Source organism: Rhodophyticola sp. SM2404 (assembly GCF_053570515.1).
In genome coordinates this window covers 145,213-162,335 of the sequence record NZ_JBSEDL010000003.1, presented here as the reverse complement: position 1 = coordinate 162,335, position 17,123 = coordinate 145,213, and the positions used below count along the sequence as shown (strand labels likewise).

General features: G+C 57.6%; 13 protein-coding genes and 1 pseudogene. 4 read left to right on the top strand and 10 right to left on the bottom strand.

Annotated features, from left to right (window positions below; all coding sequences use genetic code 11):
• Complete coding sequence (gene gltB / locus ACTYEO_RS06010; protein ID WP_449322811.1) at positions 1-4,539, top strand: glutamate synthase large subunit; 4,539 nt, start codon at positions 1-3, stop codon at positions 4,537-4,539.
• A gap of 66 nt (positions 4,540-4,605) precedes the next feature.
• On the opposite strand, the gene serB is transcribed toward gltB, so the two are convergent.
• Positions 4,606-5,481 carry a phosphoserine phosphatase SerB gene (serB, locus tag ACTYEO_RS06005; protein WP_449322810.1) on the bottom strand — a complete coding sequence of 292 codons (876 nt, stop codon included), beginning with the start codon at positions 5,479-5,481 and terminating at the stop codon, positions 4,606-4,608.
• Positions 5,482-5,602: 121 nt separating this feature from the next.
• Here serB and ACTYEO_RS06000 point away from each other — a divergent pair, with 121 nt between their 5' ends.
• Genes ACTYEO_RS06000 through xylA form a run of 3 tightly spaced genes read left to right on the top strand, consistent with a single transcriptional unit; the run spans position 5,603 to position 9,901 of the window.
• Positions 5,603-7,084 (top strand): alpha/beta hydrolase, encoded by a 1,482-nt coding sequence (locus ACTYEO_RS06000; protein WP_449322809.1) that lies wholly within the window; start codon positions 5,603-5,605, stop codon positions 7,082-7,084.
• Between the two features lie 55 nt (positions 7,085-7,139).
• Positions 7,140-8,603, top strand: a complete 1,464-nt coding sequence (xylB, locus tag ACTYEO_RS05995; protein WP_449322808.1) for a xylulokinase — start codon at positions 7,140-7,142, stop codon at positions 8,601-8,603.
• The gene (xylA, locus tag ACTYEO_RS05990; protein ID WP_449322807.1) at positions 8,600-9,901 is read left to right on the top strand and encodes a xylose isomerase; all 1,302 of its coding nucleotides are present in this window, start codon (positions 8,600-8,602) and stop codon (positions 9,899-9,901) included. Before xylB ends, xylA begins: the two co-directional genes overlap by 4 nt.
• Positions 9,902-9,917: 16 nt before the next feature.
• Here xylA and ACTYEO_RS05985 read toward each other — a convergent pair whose 3' ends face one another.
• The 9 genes and pseudogenes from ACTYEO_RS05985 to ACTYEO_RS05945 form a co-directional block, all read right to left on the bottom strand.
• Entirely contained in the window at positions 9,918-10,700 is a 783-nt protein-coding gene (locus ACTYEO_RS05985) for a TonB family protein (protein WP_449322806.1), read from the bottom strand.
• Positions 10,697-11,083, bottom strand: a complete 387-nt coding sequence (locus tag ACTYEO_RS05980) for a biopolymer transporter ExbD (RefSeq protein WP_449322805.1) — start codon at positions 11,081-11,083, stop codon at positions 10,697-10,699. Before ACTYEO_RS05980 ends, ACTYEO_RS05985 begins: the two co-directional genes overlap by 4 nt.
• Positions 11,080-11,457 (bottom strand): ExbD/TolR family protein, encoded by a 378-nt coding sequence (locus ACTYEO_RS05975; RefSeq protein ID WP_449322804.1) that lies wholly within the window; start codon positions 11,455-11,457, stop codon positions 11,080-11,082. Before ACTYEO_RS05975 ends, ACTYEO_RS05980 begins: the two co-directional genes overlap by 4 nt.
• A pseudogene (locus ACTYEO_RS05970) lies at positions 11,454-12,053 on the bottom strand (MotA/TolQ/ExbB proton channel family protein); the annotation flags it as partial. The gene ACTYEO_RS05975 and the pseudogene ACTYEO_RS05970, both read right to left, overlap by 4 nt.
• 8 nt (positions 12,054-12,061) lie before the next feature.
• Complete coding sequence (locus tag ACTYEO_RS05965; protein WP_449322803.1) at positions 12,062-12,709, bottom strand: adenosylcobinamide amidohydrolase; 648 nt, start codon at positions 12,707-12,709, stop codon at positions 12,062-12,064.
• Entirely contained in the window at positions 12,706-13,464 is a 759-nt protein-coding gene (locus tag ACTYEO_RS05960) for an ABC transporter ATP-binding protein (protein WP_449322802.1), read from the bottom strand. The genes ACTYEO_RS05965 and ACTYEO_RS05960 overlap by 4 nt, the downstream gene beginning before the upstream one ends.
• Positions 13,461-14,444: a FecCD family ABC transporter permease gene (locus ACTYEO_RS05955; protein WP_449322801.1), complete on the bottom strand. Its 984-nt coding sequence runs from the start codon at positions 14,442-14,444 to the stop codon at positions 13,461-13,463. The genes ACTYEO_RS05960 and ACTYEO_RS05955 overlap by 4 nt, the downstream gene beginning before the upstream one ends.
• Positions 14,444-15,265 carry an ABC transporter substrate-binding protein gene (locus ACTYEO_RS05950; RefSeq protein WP_449322800.1) on the bottom strand — a complete coding sequence of 274 codons (822 nt, stop codon included), beginning with the start codon at positions 15,263-15,265 and terminating at the stop codon, positions 14,444-14,446. The genes ACTYEO_RS05955 and ACTYEO_RS05950 overlap by 1 nt, the downstream gene beginning before the upstream one ends.
• Positions 15,252-17,063 (bottom strand): TonB-dependent receptor plug domain-containing protein, encoded by a 1,812-nt coding sequence (locus ACTYEO_RS05945; RefSeq protein WP_449322799.1) that lies wholly within the window; start codon positions 17,061-17,063, stop codon positions 15,252-15,254. Before ACTYEO_RS05945 ends, ACTYEO_RS05950 begins: the two co-directional genes overlap by 14 nt.
• Between the last annotated feature and the right edge of the window lie 60 nt (positions 17,064-17,123).

The window sequence follows — 17,123 nt, the reverse complement described above, 5'->3', positions numbered from 1 at the left end:
ATGACCAAGTATGATGAAAACTGGGCCGCGGCCGAGGAAGCCAAGCGCGCATGGATGGCCGAAAATGGCATGTATGACGCAACCGAGGAGCATTCCTCCTGCGGTGTTGGCCTTGTTGTGGCCATTGATGGCAAAGCCTCTCGTCAGGTTGTCGATAGTGGCATCAGCGCATTGAAAGCGATCTGGCACCGTGGCGCTGTCGATGCTGATGGCAAGACAGGCGATGGCGCTGGCATCCATGTGCAGATTCCCGTCAATTTCTTTTATGATCAGGTGCGCCGCACAGGGCATGAGCCCTCGACCGACCGTTTGATTGCTGTGGGGCAAGTCTTCCTGCCACGCTCGGATTTCGGCGCGCAGGAGCGGTGCCGCACAATCGTGGAATCCGAGGTTCTGCGGATGGGCCATTACATCTATGGCTGGCGTCATGTTCCCGTGGATAATTCTGTCTTGGGCGACAAGGCCAATGCGACCCGCCCCGAGATTGAGCAAATTCTTATCCGCAACGAAAAAGGCATCGATCACGAAGCCTTCGAGCGTGAGCTTTATGTCATTCGCCGCCGCATTGAGAAGGCCGCGGCTGCGGCTGGTATTCAGGGGCTATACCTCTGCTCGCTCTCCTGCCGGTCGATCATCTATAAAGGCATGATGCTGGCGCAGGATGTGGCCGAGTTCTATCCTGACTTGAAGGATGAACGCTTTGAAAGCGCCTTCGCGATCTATCACCAGCGGTATTCGACCAACACCTTCCCTGAATGGTGGTTGGCGCAGCCATTCCGCATGTTGGCCCATAATGGCGAGATCAACACGCTCAAAGGCAATGTAAACTGGATGCAAAGCCATGAGATCCGCATGGCCTCCACCTATTTCGGTGAGATGGCCGAGGATATCAAACCGATCATCCCGCAAGGTTCCTCGGATTCTGCGGCGCTTGATGCGGTCTTTGAGGTTCTGGTACGCGCAGGGCGCAATGCGCCGATGGCCAAAACAATGCTCATCCCCGAAGCATGGAGCCAGACCGCCAGTGAATTGCCGCAAGCATGGCAGGATATGTATTCCTATTGCAATTCCGTGATGGAACCATGGGACGGCCCCGCCGCCTTGGCGATGACCGATGGTCGTTGGGTCTGCGCAGGGCTTGACCGGAACGGTTTGCGCCCGATGCGCTATGTCGTGACAGGTGATGGCCTGCTGATCGCGGGCTCGGAGGCGGGTATGGTTCCTGTCGATGAAGCCAGTGTTGTCGAGAAAGGCGCGCTTGGTCCAGGGCAGATCATCGCGGTGGATATGCAGGACCAGCGCTTGTTCCATGATGTTGAAATCAAGGATGCGCTTGCCTCGGCACGGCCCTTTGGCGATTGGGTCGGCAAGATCACCGATCTGGCCAAAGAGACCGAAAGCTTGAACGAGACCGCTATTTTCAGCGGGGCTGATCTGCGCAAACGTCAGGTTGCAGCGGGCTACTCCATCGAAGAGTTGGAACAAATCCTCGCGCCTATGGTTGAGGACGGAAAAGAGACGCTGGCCTCCATGGGTGACGACACGCCAAGTGCGGTTCTGTCGACCATGTATCGCCCGCTGAGCCATTTCTTCCGCCAGAACTTCAGTCAGGTGACCAACCCGCCAATCGACAGCTTGCGCGAGTACCGCGTCATGAGCCTGAAGACGCGGTTCGGCAACCTCAAGAATGTGTTGGACGAGGATTCGAGCCAGACTGAAATTCTGGTCCTCGACAGCCCCTTTGTGGCCAATGCGCAATTCGAAGAGATGGTGAAGAATTTCGGTGAATCTGTTGTGACCATCGATTGTTCCTTCCCTGCGGGCGGCGAGGCGAGCAGCCTTCGCGAAGGTTTGGCGCGCATCAGGGCCGAGGCCGAGGATGCCGTACGTTCGGGCGCGGGCCATCTGATCCTGACGGATCGTTTTCAGGATGATGGTAAAGTGCCAATGCCAATCATTCTGGCCACCAGTGCTGTTCATAGCTGGCTGACACGCAAAGGTTTGCGGACTTTCTGTTCGATCAATGTGCGCTCGGCTGAATGTATTGATCCGCATTACTTCGCGGTACTGGTGGGCTGTGGTGCAACCACTGTGAACCCCTATCTCGCGCAAGACAGTATCGCGGACCGTATCGAGCGTGGTTTGATTGATGGCACCCTGACCGAAGCGATGGCACGCTATCGCAACGCGATTGATCAGGGTCTGTTGAAGATCATGGCCAAGATGGGCATCTCGGTGATCTCCTCCTATCGGGGTGGTTTGAACTTTGAGGCCGTCGGCTTGAGCCGCGCCATGGTTGCGGAATATTTCCCCGGCATGACCTCGCGCATTTCCGGCATTGGTGTGTCGGGCCTTCAAAAGAAGGTCGAAGAGGTCCATGCAAAGGGCTGGCTGCGCGGCGAAAGCGTGTTGCCTATTGGCGGTTTCTACAAAGCCCGCCGCTCGGGCGAGACCCATGCGTGGGAAGCGCAGACCATGCATTTGATGCAAATGGCCTGTAACAAAGCCTCCTTCGAGATGTGGAAGCAGTATTCCGCCAAAATGCGGAGCAACCCGCCGATCCATCTGCGTGATTTGCTGGATATCAAATCGCTTGGTGCGCCTGTTCCGATCGAGGAGGTGGAAAGCATCACCTCGATCCGTAAGCGCTTTGTCACGCCGGGTATGTCGCTTGGGGCGCTCAGCCCTGAGGCGCATAAAACGCTGAACGTGGCGATGAACCGGATCGGGGCCAAATCCGACTCGGGCGAGGGGGGTGAAGATCCCGCCCATTTCGTCCCCGAGCCGAATGGCGATAACCCCTCTGCCAAGATCAAGCAGGTGGCCTCGGGCCGTTTCGGTGTCACTGCCGAATACCTGAACCATTGCGAAGAGCTTGAGATCAAGGTCGCCCAAGGTGCCAAGCCCGGTGAGGGTGGCCAGCTTCCTGGTATGAAGGTCACTGATCTGATCGCCCGTTTGCGTCACTCGACCAAAGGCGTGACTTTGATCAGCCCGCCGCCACATCACGATATCTATTCGATCGAGGATTTGGCGCAGCTGATCTATGACCTCAAGCAGATTAACCCGCGCTGTAAAGTGACGGTGAAACTGGTTGCATCTTCGGGCGTGGGCACGATTGCGGCGGGTGTGGCAAAGGCCAAGGCCGATGTGATCCTGATTTCGGGCCATAATGGCGGCACAGGCGCATCGCCTGCGACCTCGATCAAGCATGCAGGTCTGCCATGGGAAATGGGCCTGACCGAAGCGCATCAGGTCTTGTCGATGAACAACCTGCGCAGCCGTATCACCCTGCGGACCGATGGTGGCCTGCGCACAGGTCGTGATATTGTCATGGCCGCAATGATGGGTGCCGAGGAATACGGTATCGGTACGGCTGCCCTGATTGCGATGGGTTGTATCATGGTGCGTCAGTGCCAGTCGAACACCTGCCCTGTTGGCGTCTGTACGCAAGATGAAGGCCTTCGCGCGAAATTCACCGGCAATGCCGATAAGGTTGTGAACCTCATCACCTTCTATGCACAGGAAGTGCGTGAATTGCTGGCCTCTATCGGGGCGCGCAGCCTTGATGACGTGATTGGCCGTGCTGATTTGCTGACGCAGGTCAGCCGTGGTGCCGCGCATCTGGATGACCTTGACCTCAACCCGATGCTGATCACCGTCGATGGGGCTGACAAGATCGTTTATGATTGCAACAAGCCTCGCAATGCGGTGCCTGACACGCTGGATGCGCAGATCGTGGCGGATGCCGCGCGCTTCTTGCAGGAGGGCGAGAAGATGCAGCTTTCCTATGCGGTGCAAAACACGCTCCGCACCATCGGGACGCGTACGTCAAGCCATATCGTTCAGGCCTTTGGCATGCGCAATTCGCTTCAGCCCGATCACTTGACGGTCAAGTTGGAAGGCTCGGCTGGTCAATCCCTTGGGGCCTTCGCGGCACCTGGCTTGAAGCTTGAGGTGTCGGGCGATGCCAATGACTATGTTGGCAAGGGCCTGTCTGGTGGCACCGTTGTGGTGCGGCCTGCGCAGGTGAGCCCGTTGAAAGCCTCCGAGAATGTGATCATCGGCAATACCGTGCTTTATGGCGCAACTGATGGATACCTCTTTGCGGCTGGTCGCGCGGGCGAGCGTTTCGCCGTGCGCAACTCGGGTGCCAAAGTGGTGATTGAAGGCTGCGGCACCAATGGCTGTGAATATATGACAGGCGGGGTTGCCGTGATCCTTGGCAGCATCGGTGCGAATTTCGGTGCAGGGATGACGGGCGGCATGGCCTATCTCTATGATCCTGAGGGTCAGACTGATGTGAATATGAACACCGAAACCTTGGTCACCTGCCCTGTCACCGTTGACCATTGGGAAGCACAGCTCAAAGATCTGATCGAGCGTCATTATGCAGAAACCAACAGCCGCAAGGCTGAGGAGATTTTGCAGAATTGGGCGATTGAGAAAGACAATTTTGTGCAGGTTTGCCCCAAAGAGATGCTCAATAAACTGGCGCATCCGATTGGCATTGAAAGCCAAGCGGTCCCTGCGGAGTAATCGCCGAGACCAAGACAGAAAAAGCCCCACCAAGCGGAACTGCTTGGTGGGGTTTCTTTTTGGAAATCAGCCTGTCACGAAATCCGATTTCGAATAGCCTTGGATATAGAGCAAAGCGGTAAGATCGCCGTGGTTCACGCGGTGTTGGGCCTGTGCCTGAACCGCAGGTTTGGCATGTAGCGCCACGCCCGTGCCTGCCAATTGCAGCATCCCCAGATCATTTGCGCCATCACCGACAGCCAGCACATCTTCAACACCGATTCCAAGGCGATTGGTGATGTCATGCAAGGCCTCGACCTTGGCCTCACGTCCCAAAATGGGTCGGCCAACATCGCCTGTCAGAACGCCATTCTCGATCAGTAGGGTATTGGCGCGATGTTCATCAAAGCCGAGCTTTTCGGCAATCGCTGCGGTGAAGGAGGTAAACCCGCCCGACACCAGCGCGGCATAAGCTCCATTTGCTTTCATCGTTGCCAATAGAACCGGCCCGCCGGGCATCAACTTGATCCGCTTTTCCAAAACCTCGGAAATCACCGATTCAGCAAGCCCTTTGAGCAGGCCCACCCGTTCTGTCAGGGCCCCGTCAAAATCCAGCTCGCCATTCATGGCGCGAGCCGTGATTTCAGAGACGCGTTCACCGACGCCTGCCTCAGCCGCCAATTCATCGATGCATTCCTGCTGGATCATGGTCGAATCCATATCCGCGAGGAGCATCTTCTTGCGGCGGCCTTCCGCAGGTTGCGCCACAAGATCCACGCCCTCGGATTGAAGGCTGTTCCAAATTTCATCCAGATGGTTTGGCAGCGTCTCAACGGCAAATTCAGCGGCTTGGTCTGGGGCCAGCCAAACCGCATCACCCCCGCCAAGCGCATCGCGAAGCGAGGAGACCAAAGCGGGTTCAAGATGCATGCTGGAATTGGTGAAAAGCGTGACGATCTGCATAGGTCTTATCCAAATAATATTTCTTCGGCATAGACCATGTTCGGCCCTTCGATTCCAGCCCTTGGCATAGGGCCTTGATCCGCTACTGTGCAAAAACGGAGCGTTATTGGGGTAGAAACCGTTGAAACCATGGCTCGCATTGGCATTGGTGCTTGGCTTGGCCGCCATCTTGGCGGGCGTGGTTATGTTGGAGAAGCCACGGATCGGGTTGGAGATCAGCCATGACATGGTTGACCAAACCCCTGTCACTCTCATGCAAAGGGCGGATGCTGCTGGCCCTGTTGTGATTATCGCCCATGGTTTTGCAGGCTCGCGCCAGTTGATGTCGGCCTATCAGATTGGCCTTGCCCGAGCGGGCTATATCACGGTGAGTTTCGATTTTGAGGGGCATGGGCGGCATAGCCAACCCCTGCGCGGCGACGTCAATTCGCTTGATGGCACAACGCGGTTGCTGATGGACCAAACGGCCCGTGTCACCGATTGGGCTGTGTCACTGCCGCGCGCCGATGGCCGTGTCGCACTTCTGGGGCATTCGATGGCCTCTGATATCGTCGTAAGGCAAGGCATCGCGGATACGCGGGTGGAAACCATTGTTGGGATTTCCCTATTCTCGCAGGCTGTGACCGAAGATGCCCCACAATCCCTGCTGATCATTAATGGCCAATGGGAGGGTTCGCTGCGAACCGAGGCGCGCCGCATCATGGCCGAGGCTGGCGTCATCGAAGGCATAACTGTTGGCGACCCAGCCACGGCTTTTGCCCGTCGCGCGGCCGTTGCCCCGATGGTTGAGCATGTCGGTGTGCTTTATTCGCCAACGGGGATCACCGAGGCGCGCAATTGGCTGGATCAAAGCTTTGCCATTGACGGGCCTGAGGCTCCAGCTGTTGCTCTTGGCGGTTGGATTGCGCTGGCTTTGGTCGGGGTGGTTCTTTTTGCATTACCGATGGCGCAGGTTTTGCCGCAAGGACAAGCTGCGCCTGATTTGCCTGCGCGGGTTTTCTGGATTTTGGCTTTGGTGCCTGCAGGGCTGACGCCGCTGATTCTGTCGGGGGTAAATCTGCAATTTCTGCCCGTTCTTGTGGCCGATTACCTTGCGCTGCATTTGGGTGTGTATGGCGCATTCGTTCTATTCGGCTTGCTTATGGCGGGCGCTTTCCCTGAACGCCGTGGCATTCTGGCTGGCCTCTTGCTGGCCCTATTCGGACTGGCGCTTTTTGGTGGCATCCTTGATCGCTATGTCGCGAGTTTCTGGCCAAGCGGCCAACGCTGGCTGGTCCTCGTCGCGATCCTGCCTGGCGCGGTTTTGGCGATGCTGGCCGATGCCACCCTTTTGCAGGGCGGGGCGTCGCACTGGGTGCGGCGGTTCGGCCTGAGATTGGCCTTTCTTGCGTCGCTCGGTGTGGCTGTTGCCCTTGATTTTGAAAGGCTGATGTTTTTGCTGATCATCTTGCCTGTCATCGTGCTTTTCTATCTGACCTTCGGCATCATGGGCAGTTTCGTGGGCCGCAGAACAGGCTCACCAATGGCGATGGGGCTGGGTCTTGGGGTGATTCTGGCCTGGGCTTTGGCTGCGACTTTCCCTCTGTTTCAGGGAACTCTTTGAGTAGCTCTTGAGCAATACTTCCGATGCGACTAGCCTTCGCAACGGAGGAAATTTAATGACACGTTTTATCGGGCTCGACCTCGGCACCTCATCGCTGAAGGCCATCCTTATTGATGCCTCGCAGCGTATCCTTGCGGAGCATAGCGTGGCTTTGAATGTTCAGCGTGCTCATGATGGCTGGTCTGAACAAGATGCTTCTGATTGGGAAATAGCGGCTATTGAGGCCCTGTCGGCTTTGGCCTCCAAGGCTGATTGCAGCACGCTGGCTGGTATCGGGCTGTCGGGCCATATGCATGGTGCCACTTTGGTTGGTTCTGATGACCGTCCGCTGCGGCCCTGCATGCTGTGGAACGATACGCGAAGCCATGCCGAGGCCAAAGAGTTCGACACTAAACCGCAGTTTAGAGCCATTTCTGGGAATATCGTGTTCCCGGGATTTACGGCCCCCAAGGTTGAATGGGTGCGGCGAAACGAGCCCGAGGTTTTTGCCAAAATCTCAAAAATTCTACTGCCCAAAGACTATCTTCGCCTGTTTCTGACGGGTGAATATGCCTCCGAGATGTCGGATGCGGCGGGAACAAGCTGGCTTGATACAGGCAAGCGGGATTGGTCGGATGAGTTGCTCTCGGCTTGCCATCTTAGCCGTGCCCAGATGCCGCAATTGGTCGAAGGCTCGGAAGTTTCGGGCAAGTTGCGCCCCGCTTTGGCGGAAAAGCTGGGTTTGCCCGTTGTGCCTGTTGCGGGTGGTGCGGGTGATAATGCGGCGGCGGGCATTGGCGCGGGTGTAATTGAGGATGGTCAGGCTTTCTTGTCGCTTGGAACCTCGGGCGTGCTGTTTGCGGCAAATGATGCTTACCGCGCTGACCCCGAGACCGCCGTGCATAGTTTCTGCCACGCTTTGCCCGCGCGTTGGCATCAGATGGGTGTTATTCTGGCTGCAACGGACGCGCTGGAATGGCTGTCACGGCTTACAGGGCAGAGCGCTGCTGCCTTGACCGCTGATCTGGGCGAGCTTCAAGTGCCATCGCGCAGCCTGTTTCTACCCTATCTGGGTGGAGAGAGGACGCCGCATAATGATGCCTCGATCCGTGGTCAATTCCTCAATCTTGATCATGTGACGGACGCCAAAGAGGCCGCGCGCGCCGTTCTGGAAGGGGTGAGTTTTGCCTTTGCCGATTGCTATGATGCGCTGGCTGCGACGGGCACCAATATCCGCTCTGCCTTGGCGCTTGGCGGCGGGTCGCGCTCGGCCTATTGGCTGGATGCTTTGGCGACGGTCTTGGGCTTCCCGCTGGAATTGCCCCATGACGGAGAATTTGGCGCGGCCCTTGGTGCTGCGCGTTTGGGGATGTTGGCCGCGTCTGACGTGGCTGTTTCCGAGGTGGTGACCAAACCGCCAGTGGCTCGTGTTTTTGAGCCGAATATGCAGTTTAGAGACGATTTCAAGCAGTGCCACGCGCGATACCGCGCCGCCTATCATGCCATCAAAACACTGGACCATGAGGACACCACGCCATGAGCAGGTATTTCGACGCCATCCCACAGATCAAATATGAAGGCCCCGACAGCACCAATGAGTTTGCCTTCCGCCATTACAACCCCGACGAGATCGTCATGGGCAAACGGCTGGAGGATCATCTTCGCTTTGCGGTGGCCTATTGGCATTCTTTCGCGTGGCCTGGTGGTGACCCTTTCGGGCTTGGCACATTCGAGCGTCCTTGGTTCGGGGAAACCATGGACCACGCCAAGCTGAAGGCTGATTGCGCCTTTGACATGTTCAACATTCTGGGCGCGCCTTATTTCTGCTTCCACGATCTGGATATGCGCCCTGAAGGGGCAAATTTTGCCGAAAACACCGCCAATCTGCGCGAGATGACGGATTATATTCAGGGAAAAATGGAAGAAACGGGCAAGAAGCTTCTTTGGGGCACGTCCAATCTCTTCTCGCAGCGTCGCTTTATGTCGGGGGCTGCGACCAACCCTGACCCTGATGTCTTCGCCTATTCGGCTGCGACGGTGAAAACCAATATGGATGCGACCCTGCAATTGAAGGGCGAGAACTATGTGCTCTGGGGTGGGCGCGAGGGGTATGAAACCCTGCTCAATACGGACCTTGCCAAGGAACGCGCGCATATGGGCCGCTTCCTGCAAATGGTTGTCGAGTATAAGCATAAAATCGGTTTCAAAGGCATGATCCTGATCGAGCCGAAGCCGCAGGAACCCTCCAAGCACCAATATGATTACGATGTGGCGACCGTTCATTCCTTCCTCAAGGATTTCGGTCTTGAAGATGAGGTCCGCGTGAATATCGAGCAAGGCCATGCGATCCTTGCAGGCCATAGTTTCGAGCATGAAATTGCATTGGCGCAGGCGCTTGGGATTTTTGGGTCCATCGATATGAACCGCAATGATTACCAATCAGGCTGGGATACCGACCAATTCCCCAATTCTGTGCCTGAGGTTGCTTTGGCCTATTACGAAATTCTCAAAGGGGGCGGCTTTACTTCGGGCGGCACCAATTTTGACTCGAAAATCCGCCGGCAATCGCTTGATGCCGAGGATCTGATCCTTGCGCATGTGGGCGGCATGGATGTCTGTGCGGCAGGTCTGAAAGCTGCTGCAAAGATGCTTGAGGATGGTGAGTTGGAGGCCAAGCGCGACGCGCGATATGCTGGCTGGAATTCGCCTGAAGCACAGGCGATGCTGTCATCTGATCTCGCCTCGATCACCGAGCGGGTCGAGCGTGAAGATATCAATCCTCAGCCAAAATCGGGCCAGCAGGAACGGTTGGAAAATATCGTAAACCGTTACGTCTAAGCTGATCTCAGCGCGTTTACTGGAAACGGATTGGCAGATCGAAGCGGTAGCTTGCATCTGTCAATCCATCCGGTGCTGCGGGAAAACGGCGTGCGCGTTGCACGGCACGAAGGGCGGCTTGATCAAGGCGTTCATCGCCTGAGCTGCCAATAATCATGAGTCCCTCAATCGTGCCATCGCGCGAGACCGCGATCCGAAGGCTGACAGCCCCGCTTTGCGCGACATTGGGCCTGTTTCGCTCGACCCGTGCAATGATCGCGGCACCCCATTGCGACATTAATGTATTGCGCTGTCCTGCCGAAAGCCCTGGTGTCGGGCTTGCTTGGGGTGCTGCCCCTTGTATCTGCCCCCCGCCTGAGCCGCGTGCGACTTGGGCAGCTTGTGGTGCTTCAGCAGGTTGCGGTCTTGCAGGGCGTTGCTGGGGCCGCAGCGAAGGGGCCGCAATTTGTGGCGAAGGATCATGCACAATTGGGCCGCTATCGATCATTGGCTCTGGTTGGGATGGCGGCACGGGAAGTGCCGAAAGCGCCTGTTCGTCAATGCGAGGCAGGCTGGGAAGTGCGGGCGATGCAACCGAAACGGCCTGTGGGAGCGCGCCTTGAATTTGGCCCGTTTCGGGCGGTCGGGTCCAGTTTTGCACCATGCTCTGCGCGCGGGCACTTGAAGCTGCGATACTGGCCTGCGCGGTTCCATTCTCGCCCGCGCTTTCAGCGCCCATCCCTGGCACTCCGACCAAGACCGCTGCATGAACAGCGGCGGAAAGGCCAAGGAATATGGTGACTTGCAAGACCCGCATCATGGCGCCTCCGTGAGCAAGGTCACATCGCTCACTCCAAGGGCGGCCAGTCGCGGCAAAAGGGCGGCGAGAGCCTGCGCGTCGACATCGCGATCAGCGCGGATTGCAAGTGGTGCCTCCGTCGGAAGATGGCTGAATACCGCCTCGCCTCGGGTGGTTTCAAAGGCAAGACTGCCATCTGCGGCAATGAAAAGAATGCCCTCGGGCAGGGTTTCCGATGGATCAGCCAAGGAGCTGGGGGGGCGCACATCAATAGGCTCAGGCGGGGTGATCTGCGCTGTCATCAGGAAGAAAACCAGCAACAGAAAGACAACATTGATCATGGGAACAATATTGCCGTCCCGTGATCCACGCGGCGTAGTGATATGCGCGCCGAAATCCATCATTCCACCAGAACCATGCCCGTGAAACCTGCGCTTTCCAACAGTTCCATCACATCAACAAGCCGCTGCAATGGGGCACCATCAACAGGTCTGAGCAGGATGGTATCGTCATTGCTTTCGGTCAGCGCATTTAGCTCAACCGCCAAATCTTCAACCATACGCCCATTGAGGCGCGTGTCGTTGGGGGAAATATCGATCAAGCGGGGCGGGCCCGCATAGGCCTCAAGCTGCCCGCTTGGCCCCGACACCGAGATTGCGCCGTCCAGCGTAAAACGCGCGGCCAGCATGAAGAACACGAGCAGCAGGAACACCACATCAATCATGGGTGTCAGGCTCGGCTTGCGGCGGTGTGTTTGGGTGGCAAAGACGAAGCTCACTCTTTCCCCCCTTGGATAAAGATGCGCGTTGCTGCGTCTTCCATATCGGTTTGCACATTCTCGATCACACTGTCGAACCAAGTCAGCGCCATGGAAGCGGGGATTGCCACAGCCATGCCCGCGGCTGTGGTCAAAAGCGCCTCCCAAATGCCGCCTGCAAGCACGGCTGCATCCGCGCGCGCGCCTGTGGTTTGCAGCGCTTGGAAGGCCGCGATCATGCCAAGAACAGTGCCTAACAGGCCTAATAGTGGCGCAATCGTTGCAATCAGATCCAGCGCGCGCAGCCCTGAGCGGGCCTCATGCAGGAGCCCTTTCGCCACGCGGGCGGTTTCTTCGCGGGCGGCCTCGATTGGAAGGGCTTGTTTGGCGGTCATCGCGGCCAGAGCAAGCTGCGCCCTGAGCGAGCTGCGCTCGGAGAGTGTGGAGTGCGCGCTTTCTGCGCGTCCACCGACCCAATCGCGGATGGCAGCATCGGTCACTGCCCCATGCGACCACGCGCCCATGCTCCATAATTGCCAGATCTTCCACAGGATAAGGGCCACCGTCAAAACGGAGAGGGCGGCAATGATCCAGATAATAGGGCCGCCTTGTACCAATAGATCATTCATTCCTTGCCCTCCGTTTCAATCCACCGCTTTGCTTCGGTGGCAATCGCCGCATAAGTCGCGCGCCCGATGGCTTCGCCGACATCGGTGTGAAGCCCTGCATAGGCGGTATCTCCTTTTGGGCAAGCGATTGCGATGCAATCCGTCCCTGTCCCTGTGGCGCGCCCCGTGGGCAGATCATGGCCCGCATCCATGACGGCAGCGGTGCGCGCTTGGGTGGCGATGCTTAGGGCTTCGAGCATTGCGGTTTCCGTCAGGCCAGAGGTGATGACGAGCGCCAGATTGATCGTTCCGTAATCGCGCGTTTCTGGGGGCAGACGGGTGCCAACCCTTTCAGCATTGGTTAGGCCCAAGGTCGCAAGGCAACTGACCTCGAAACGTGCCGATTCAGCGGTTCTGAGACTGTTCATGCGGATATTCCGAGAGGTGAGCATTGCAACAGCGGGCTGTTCGGCACGTGTCGAGACCTCTGTCTCCAGCCAACTAATCGCATCAAAATTCTCGGTCAGATCGGCATTGCGAACCTCGCGCCACAGAATATGGCGCGCCGTGACAAACCCCGCGCGATAGGGCGCCCAAGACAGCACTTGCATCTCTTGCCCAAGATCAAGGTCAAGCCAAGGATGGTCGAGCGTCACGCTGATCATTTCGAGACCTCCAGAGGCAGGAAGATCAGGCCGTTTTCGGATTTCTGCAAATAAGCGGTTATCCCGAAAACCTCGCGCAGGTTGTCGGGGGTGAGGACGGTCTCTGGCGATCCATCTGCCATGATGCGCCCATGGTTCATCAAAACCAGACGGTGACAATGCCGCGCGGCCAATCCTAGATCATGCAATGAGACCAGCACCGATTTACCTGCCTGCGCGCTTTGGGCAAAGGTTTGCATTGTCGCAATCTGATGACCGGGATCAAGGCCCGCGACAGGCTCGTCCGCGAGAAGAAGATCGGTATCTTGCGCCAGAGCGCGGGCGATCAGAACGCGGGCCTGCTCGCCGCCTGAAAGCTCGGTGGCACTGCGGCTCTCAAAGCCCTGCAAATCCATCGCAGCGATGGCTTGGGCGACGGCGTCATGATCTGCCTCACTGGGGCGCTGACCTGCCGCCAGATGCGGAACGCGGCCGAGCATCACCAAGGTCTCGACGCTGACGGGCCATGCAATTTCGCGGGCTTGCGGCATCCAAGCAGCCGCTTTGGCCCGCGCCAAAGGAGAGAGGTCGCTTAGCGAGCTTTTGCCCCGATGCGGCAGAAGGCCAAGGGCCGCGCGCATCAGCGATGTCTTGCCTGCCCCATTGGGGCCGATCAGCCCGACCAACTCACCTGCCTGTAGCGATAGGCTCACGTCATTTACCGCCGCGGTCTTGCCGCGCAGGACGGTCAGGTTTTCCAGCCGCAGGCCGCTCATTCCATCGACCTCCGTGTCTTGTAGATCAGGTGGAGGAACAAGGGTGCGCCGACAATGGCCATCAGCACGCCAAGCTTGAGGTCGCGGTCAGGCAGGGCCACGCGCACGGCAATATCGGCCAGCAGCACAAGGGCCCCCCCGCCAAGAGCAGAGGCTGGCAAAAGCGCCGAAGGGCGCGCACCCACAAGAGGCCGCAGAATATGCGGCACCACAAGGCCCACAAAGCCGATGGCCCCTGCCACAGCCGTCGCCGCCCCTACTGAGGCCGCAACACCCGTCACAAGGATAAGCCGCATTTTCGACAGTCGGATGCCAAGCGAACCTGCCGCATCCTCGCCCAAGGTCAGGGCATCAAGCCCGCGCCCTTGCGTCAGGATCAGCACCCAGCCAATCGCCATGAAGGGTAGCGCCAGCCAGACATGGGTGAAGGAGCGATCCGCAAGGCTGCCCATCATCCAGAAGACAATTTCCGAGACAGCGAACGGGTTGGGCGACAGGTTCAGGACCAATGCGGTCAGGGCGCTGGCCAATGCGCTGATTGCGATCCCCGCGAGGATCAGGGTCAAGGACCCGCCGCGTGGCCCCGCCAGTACCAGCAACAGCATCACCGCCATGCCCGCGCCCGCAAGGGCTGCCAATGGCAATGCCAGCGCAAAGGCCGCCGCCACCCCTGTTTGCAGCGCCAAAACCGCGCCGAAGGCAGCAGAGGAGGAGACGCCGATCAATCCCGGCTCGGCCAGTGGGTTGCGCAGAAACCCCTGAAGGGCGGCCCCAGACAGGCCAAGGCTGACGCCCACCATCACCGCCAAAAGTGCGCGCGGCAGGCGGATTTCCTGCATTACCAATGTGATCGCCTCGCCGCCATTGCCAAAGAGCGCCGAGAGGCTTTCACCCACACCAAACCCTGCAGGGCCGATCAGGAGCGAGACCGCAAAAAGCCCCGCCACCAGAAGCGCAAGAAGAGGGAGCAATCCGCGCATCAGCTTCCCTCCAATTCAAGCCGCAAAGCCACAAGCCGCGACAGGGCCGAGACAACCGCAGGTGTGCCGCAAATCCAATCGGAATTGCTGGAGGTGACAGCCGCAGGCAGAGCCTGCAAGGCGGGGTGGGTCATGATCTCCTCGGAGCGGGAGGCGGCAGGGTATAGCTCGGCATGGATCATCACATCGGGGTTGGCGATAACCATCAATTCGAGGGCCAGCCGCCCGCTATGGCCGCGCCCCATCTCGGCGGCGATATGGCGAAACCCTGCTGTGGTGAGGATATCATTGCTTAATGTACCCGTCCCCAAAGCATAGCCATTGGGGTAGTAAAACTCGGCTCGCGGGCCACTGCTGGGCGGGGTGATGCGGGCAAGATCCGCCTCATATTGCGCAACGACATCCTCGGCGATATCCAAGCGCCCCAATAGCGCCCCGACTTCCCTGATCCGTGGTTGTACTTGATCAAGGGCATTCACCAAGCCGATCTGTTCTACCCTGACACCAAGGCGGCGCAGCATCGAGATGACCACAGGGTCGGTATAGACGCCTGCGAGAACCAGATCAGGCGCAAGAAGATAGATTTCCTCGGCTTGGCCATGATTGGTCAAGTAATCACCCGCCTGTTCCGCCATGGGCGACATGCGCGGATCCGAGGCGATATCGGAGATCGAGATCAATTGATCAGGTGCGGCCAGCATCATGGCCAATTGATCGGTACACAGATTCATCGAGACAACGCGCAAAGGCGCATCGGCATGCGCCGCCCCGATGCTGATCAGGGCGGCGCTGATGAGGGATATGATCCTAGAACGTCCCACGGATACCGAAATAGAAGGCGCGGTCAGATGTGCCATAACCTCGTGTCGTCTGGTATTCCTTATCAAAGAGGTTATCGACGCGGAGGTAGATTTCAGCCGCATCATTCACCTGACGCGCGACGGTAAGGTCAGAAACAGTGTAACGCGACATCTCCACAGCCCCATCCAAGCGGTCTGCGACATGCCGCATTGTGAATTGGCCCGACCAATCATTTTGCCATTCCCCAGAAAGCCCCAAGGTAAGATCGTGACGCGGGACGCGGCTAAGCTGCATATTCGCCTGATTGCGGGCATCGGTATAAGTGTAATTTCCGAAGAAGGACACTGCAGTGCTGATCGCGATTTCGCTTGTCAGTTCAAAGCCTTCCGATGTGGTTGTGCCAGCGACTTGGTTGTAGCCACCATTCACATGGTTGATCAGATCGTCGATATCGGTGCGGAACACAGCAAAGCCGAGTTGAGCGCCCCCGAAATCATGCTCGACCCCGATTTCAGCGCTGCGGCTTCTTTCTGGGTTCAGATTTGCATTTGCACCGAAAGGGCCAAACATTTCGTTCAATGATGGCGCGCGGAAGCCAGTGGCGAGAGAGGCCCGAACCACTGTATTGGGTCCTGCGCGCCACGCCAAAGCCGCACGCCCTGTAGTGTTCCCGCCAAACTGTGAATGCTCGTCAAATCGGGCTGAGAGAGAAAGATCGAGATCGGGTGTAAGGTTATTCGTGTATTCAGCGAAAGCAGACCCGATCCAATAATCCGCCGTTAGATAACTCGTGTTCCCGCCAGAGAAATAGGTCTCACTTACATGCTCCGCCCCGAAGGAAAGGGCTTGGGTCGCGCTTAATTCAGCTTGGCCCAAATAGGATAGGCCCGTGCGTGTACCCTCATATGTTGTCGTGGCATAGGTTGGAAATCTGCGAAGGGTCTCGCTGTATTGAATGGCGAATTCATGATCGACGGTCGCACCGTCAAGCTCAGCAAAAATCCGTGCACCGCGCAGGTTCGTTGTCGACGAATTTGTAAGAGACTCGCTATTGAAGTTGTCAAAGTTCACGTAGCTATCTTGCACAATAGCGCTTGCGCCAATCGTTACGCTATCGGTCAGGTCAAAGGCGCCTGCGAAATTCATGGCAGTGGAGTCAAACCCATCAGCTTCGGTATTGCCATTGTTTTCATCCTGAGCCGAGAAGCCATCTGTGGTCACACGGTTGATGCTGAAGGACAGCTCACCCCGATCAAAACGGGTGCCAATGCCAAGCATTCCGCGCCAAGTGTCATAGCTTCCGCCTTCAAAAGCATAGCGCAGTTCAGTGCCGTTTTCTTCAGGTGCGGCAAGGCTTGAGATCGAGATAACCCCGCCAATCGCCTCGGAGCCGTAAATGGCGCTTTGCGAGCCATAAAGAACCTCAACACGGCCAAGCCCCATTGTGTTGAGCGGGCCGAAGTTGAAATTCGTTTGCGTGCTGGAGGGGTCGGTTACATCGATCCCGTCGATCAGAACGGGGATGTAATTCCCGTTCAGGCCGCGAATCCGCAAAGTGGTGGAGGTACCTAAAGGCCCGTTTTGCGTGATATTCACGCCAGGAAGGGTTTCGAGAGCATCCGAGAGTTGCACGACAGAAGTATCTTCAACGGCTTCTTCCGTCAGGACCTCAACACTAACGCCAGTGCGTTCTTCCTCAATCTCCGTCAGACCTGCGGAAAAGATGATTTCATCCAGCGTGAAGACGCCAGCCTCTTGCGAGACGGCGGCGCTGGTGCTGAGTAAAAAGCCCAAAAGGGCTGTTATCGGGTGTTTCATTATATTCCCTAGACATGGATTGGTCATGAGACCGAAGTTTTGAATAGGTCATCGGAGGGA

Coding starts and splice junctions, on each gene's coding strand:
- gltB (WP_449322811.1), top strand. CDS start 1: ATGACCAAGTATGATGAAAACTGGGCCGCGGCCGAGGAAGCCAAGCGC.
- serB (WP_449322810.1), bottom strand. CDS start 5,481: ATGCAGATCGTCACGCTTTTCACCAATTCCAGCATGCATCTTGAACCC.
- xylB (WP_449322808.1), top strand. CDS start 7,140: ATGACACGTTTTATCGGGCTCGACCTCGGCACCTCATCGCTGAAGGCC.
- xylA (WP_449322807.1), top strand. CDS start 8,600: ATGAGCAGGTATTTCGACGCCATCCCACAGATCAAATATGAAGGCCCC.
- ACTYEO_RS05985 (WP_449322806.1), bottom strand. CDS start 10,700: ATGATGCGGGTCTTGCAAGTCACCATATTCCTTGGCCTTTCCGCCGCT.
- ACTYEO_RS05980 (WP_449322805.1), bottom strand. CDS start 11,083: ATGATGGATTTCGGCGCGCATATCACTACGCCGCGTGGATCACGGGAC.
- ACTYEO_RS05965 (WP_449322803.1), bottom strand. CDS start 12,709: ATGATCAGCGTGACGCTCGACCATCCTTGGCTTGACCTTGATCTTGGG.
- ACTYEO_RS05960 (WP_449322802.1), bottom strand. CDS start 13,464: ATGAGCGGCCTGCGGCTGGAAAACCTGACCGTCCTGCGCGGCAAGACC.
- ACTYEO_RS05955 (WP_449322801.1), bottom strand. CDS start 14,444: ATGCGCGGATTGCTCCCTCTTCTTGCGCTTCTGGTGGCGGGGCTTTTT.
- ACTYEO_RS05945 (WP_449322799.1), bottom strand. CDS start 17,063: ATGAAACACCCGATAACAGCCCTTTTGGGCTTTTTACTCAGCACCAGC.